The organism is Kitasatospora putterlickiae (assembly GCF_039527695.1).
In the GTDB taxonomy this organism is placed as follows: domain Bacteria; phylum Actinomycetota; class Actinomycetes; order Streptomycetales; family Streptomycetaceae; genus Kitasatospora; species Kitasatospora putterlickiae.
In genome coordinates this window covers 1-3,798 of sequence record NZ_BAAAKJ010000250.1, presented here as the reverse complement: position 1 = coordinate 3,798, position 3,798 = coordinate 1, and the positions used below count along the sequence as shown (strand labels likewise).

7 protein-coding genes are annotated in these 3,798 nt (G+C 76.5%); 6 read left to right on the top strand and 1 reads right to left on the bottom strand.

Going from position 1 to position 3,798, the window contains the following annotated elements; all coding sequences use genetic code 11:
- The first annotated feature begins 121 nt into the window (after positions 1-121).
- The 6 genes from ABD308_RS25140 to amaP all read left to right on the top strand — a co-directional run bounded on the left by ABD308_RS25140 (position 122) and on the right by amaP (position 3,145).
- On the top strand, positions 122-655 hold the full coding sequence (locus ABD308_RS25140; protein WP_344338840.1) for an Asp23/Gls24 family envelope stress response protein: 534 nt from the start codon (positions 122-124) through the stop codon (positions 653-655).
- Between the two features lie 37 nt (positions 656-692).
- On the top strand, positions 693-884 hold the full coding sequence (locus ABD308_RS25135) for a hypothetical protein (protein ID WP_344338839.1): 192 nt from the start codon (positions 693-695) through the stop codon (positions 882-884).
- Between the two features lie 11 nt (positions 885-895).
- Complete coding sequence (locus tag ABD308_RS25130) at positions 896-1,228, top strand: hypothetical protein (protein ID WP_344338838.1); 333 nt, start codon at positions 896-898, stop codon at positions 1,226-1,228.
- A 152-nt stretch (positions 1,229-1,380) separates the two neighbouring features.
- Entirely contained in the window at positions 1,381-1,905 is a 525-nt protein-coding gene (locus ABD308_RS25125; protein WP_344338837.1) for a hypothetical protein, read from the top strand.
- Between the two features lie 44 nt (positions 1,906-1,949).
- On the top strand, positions 1,950-2,504 hold the full coding sequence (locus ABD308_RS25120) for a DUF6286 domain-containing protein (RefSeq protein ID WP_344338846.1): 555 nt from the start codon (positions 1,950-1,952) through the stop codon (positions 2,502-2,504).
- Entirely contained in the window at positions 2,501-3,145 is a 645-nt protein-coding gene (amaP, locus tag ABD308_RS25115; RefSeq protein ID WP_344338835.1) for an alkaline shock response membrane anchor protein AmaP, read from the top strand. The genes ABD308_RS25120 and amaP overlap by 4 nt, the downstream gene beginning before the upstream one ends.
- A gap of 16 nt (positions 3,146-3,161) precedes the next feature.
- Here the strand turns inward: amaP and ABD308_RS25110 are convergent.
- Positions 3,162-3,798 (bottom strand): SDR family oxidoreductase (locus tag ABD308_RS25110; protein ID WP_344338834.1); only part of this gene is annotated, 637 nt, incomplete at its 5' end.

Below are 3,798 nucleotides of genomic sequence, written 5' to 3'. Positions count from 1 at the left end.
CACGGGGCCGGGCCTCCCGGCGTTCGGGCCTTCCGGCTGCTCCGGGGGCGGGATTCGTGGCGAAATGCCAGAGTTGGAGCGATTTGCGATATAGCTGGAGCCGCACGACGGGAGATGAGCCATGCCTGACACTCCGACGCCCGCCACCCTGCACAAGAACGCCCCGCACGGTCCCGCGCACGCCACCCCTGCCGCGCCCGCCGGCTCTCCGGCGAGCCCGGCGGCCTCCGCCGCGTCGGTCGGCGAGCGCGGCCGCACGGCGCTGGCCGTCGGCGTCGTCGAGAAGATCGCCGGCATGGCCGCGCGCGAGATCGGCGGCATCCACGCCCTCGGCACCGGCCTCTCCCGCACCTTCGGCGCGATGCGGGACCGGGTCCCCGGCGGACGCGGCAGCGTCGGGCGCGGCATCAAGGCCGAGGTGGGGGAGAAGCAGACCGCCATCGACATCGCGCTGGTCGTCGAGTACGGCGTCGTCATCCCCGAACTCGCCCGCCAGGTGCGGGAGAACATCATCGACGCGGTCGAGCGGATGACCGGGCTGGAAGTCGTCGAGGTCAACATCGCCGTCAACGACGTCCACCTGCCCGACGAGCCCGACGTCGAGGAGGAGGAAGAGGAGGAGCCCTCCTCCGGGCAGCGGCCCAAGCTGAAGTAGTCCGTAGCGGTACCCGGCGGAAGACGAGGTGGAACGGATGAACCTGGCCATCGTCGGCCTGGTGGTGGGAATGGCCCTCGGCTTCGCCGGATACTTCGGCGGCTTCGCGGCCTTCCTGCTGGTCTCGGTGCTCGGGGCGGCCGGATTCGTGGTCGGCCGCCTGCTGGAGGGCGACATCGAACCCGGCGAGCTCGGCGACCTGCTCCGCGGCCGCGACCGGCGCCGCTGATGGCGGCCCCGGTGTCGGCACCCGGCGGCCGGGGCGCCCTGCGGATAGCCGACCGCGTCTACGCCCGGATCGCCGCCCGCGCCGCCCGCGAGGCGCTCACCGACGCCTGGCACGGCCGCACCGCGCGCGGCGGCCCCCCGAAGGTCTCGGTCACCGGCCCGACGACCCCCGGCGCCCCCGTCACCGTCCGCGTCTCCGTCGACCTCCCCTTCCCCGCGGACCTCACCACCCTCGCCCGCGCCGTCCGCGACCGCATCACCACCGACACCCGCACCCTCACCGGCACCCGCGTCTCCGAGGTCACCGTGATCATCGAACGCCTCCTCCCCGAACCCACCCGATGACCCCGGCCACCAACGACCGGCCACCAGGCCCCCACACGCCAACGGACACCGTGCGGCGGTCTGCGGGTGTGGGTGCGTTTGAGGTGTGGCATCGGTGTTTGCCGTGTCCGAGGGTCCCTGCGTGGCGGGCGCCGGGTGCCGATGAGCTGGAGGTGCGGCATCTGCCCCTTCAGGGCCTGACGGTCACCGCGCGGCGGGCCTCCGATGTCGGCGGGCTCAACCTGTGGCTCCTGCGGTTCCCGCACACCATCGCCACCACGCGGCGGGCCGGCGCGGACGGACGGCCCGCCAGTCGCGGTGCGGTGGAGGCGTCGCGGCTGTGGGCCGTGGTGGCCGAGCTGCCGGCGGTCGCCGGTGGGTGGCCGCCGGGTGCGGTTGAGCGGGTCGCCGGTCCTGACACGCGGTTCCCGCGTGCGTTGGCCGCCGGGGCGTGGGCGGTGGGGGTGGATGGGCGGGTCGCCGGTCGTGGCGGGGCGTGGTTGCTCTGGTTCCTGCGCGTGTGGGCCGGCGGGCCTGCCGGGGTGGGGGTGTGGTGGCTGAGGGCTCTGCGGTCCGTGGCCGCCGGACCGCCGGTGGCGGGCGGGGGGTTCCCTGGTCTTCGCGTGGTGGAGGTGGGGCGGGGGCGGGGCCTGGGCGGCGTGGCCGCCGTGGTGCTGGTGTCGGGGGGCGTCCGGTGAGCGCCGATGCGGATGCGCCGGTCGGTGGTTCGGGTGTGGTGAAGGTGCCGCGGTTGCGGGCTCCGCGGACGGTGGCGGCCGCTGTGGTGGCCACCGTGGTGTTGGTGGTGGCCGGGGGGCTGCTGTACGACGTGGTGGCCGTTCGAACCGGGCATCAGGCGCGGCGGTGGCGGGCGGAGTTGGCCGATGAGCTGGCCACCCGGCACTTGGACGACCCGGCCGTGCTGCTCGGGGCGGGGGCGGGGGTGCTGGTGGGGGGCTGCTTGCTCTGGCTGGCGCTCGCGCCCGGGCTGCGGCGCTGGTTGCCGCTGCGTCCGCACGGGGAGACCGCCGCGGTCATCGACCGGTCCGGGGTGGCCGCGCTGCTGGCCGACCGGGCGGCCGGGACGCCGGGTGTGGAGCATCTGCGGGTGCGGGTCGGACGGCGGCGGGTGCGGATCGGGCTGGTCGGGCCCGCGGACCCGGCCTCGGTGGAGCGCCGGCTGCGTGAGGAGCTGGCGGCGGTCACGCTGGCCCGGCCGCTGCGGCTGGACGTGCGGTCGGCGCGACGTCGCGGCCGGGCGAGGACGGCGGAGGACGCCGGCGGTGGTGCCGAGTGAAGCGGGGGACCGTCAACCGGCTGCTGCTGGGTGTGGTCGGGGCGGCGCTCCTGGCGGCCGGGGTGCTGGTGCTGGCCGGCGGGCTCGACCTGTACGGGCGTCTCGGCGTCGACCCGCCGTCCTGGTGGCCGCTCACCTCGCCCGACCAGCCGGTGGTGAGCGAGGACTCCCGCACCCGGTGGTCGGGTGAGTCGTGGTGGTGGCCGGCGGTGATCGCCGGGCTGGTCGTGGTGGTCGCGGTCACCGCCTGGTGGCTGGTGGCCCAGTTGCGCCGCAGCGGCCCGACGACCGTCGTGCTGCCGACGCCCGACGTGCCGGGGCTGCGGCTGCGGCTGCGGACCAGGGCGCTGGAGGAGGCGGTGGAGAGCGAGGCGGTCGCGCTGCCGGAGGTCGAACGGGTGGGCGCGCGGCTGGTGCGCGGGTCGCGCCGCCCCCGGCTGCGGGTGGCCGCCCGGATGACCCCGGGCGGTGATCCGGCCGCGCTCGCCGAGCACTTCGAGACCGGACCCCGCACCGGGGTGCTGGCCAGCATGGGCCTGCCGGAGCTGCCCGCAGACCTGCGGATCCGGGTGGTCGCGGCGCGGCCGGAGGTCACCGGGCGGCGGCGCCGCCGTCGCGGCAGGCAGCCGCGGGTGGTCTGACGCCGCCCGGCGGGACTCAGAGTCCGCGCAGCGCGCCGCCGTCGACCGGGACCATCACCCCGGTGAGGTAGGAGGCGGCGGGGGAGAGCAGGAAGGCGGCGACCTTGCCGAACTCCTCGGGAGTGCCGTAGCGGCCGAGCGGGATGTCGGCGCTGTGCCGGGCGCGGGCGGCCTCGGCGTCGCCGCCGAGGGCGTCGAGTTCGCGCACCCGGTCGGTGTCGATCCGGGCCGGGAGCAGGCCGACCACCCGGATGCCGCGCGGGCCGAGTTCGTCGGCGAGCGACTTGGCGGCCATCGCCAGGCCCGGGCGCAGGCCGTTGGAGATGCCGAGGCCCGCGATGGGCTGGCGCACGGAGCCGGAGAGCACGAAGCCGATCACGCCGCCCTCGCCGAGCGTCCCGGCGGCGGCGCGGGCGATCCGCAGGGCGCCGAGGAAGACCGATTCGAAGGCGTCCCGCCAGGCCTCCTCGGGGGCGGTGGCGACCGGTCCGGCCTGCGGTCCGCCGACGCTGATCAGCACGCCGTCCAGCCGGCCGAAGCGTTCGACGGCCGTCGCGACCAGCCGCTCGGCGGTCGCCGGGTCGGCGTTGTCGGCCACCAGCCCGTGCACCGCGTCCGCCCCCTCGCCCAGGGAGGCGAGTTCGGGCGGCGCC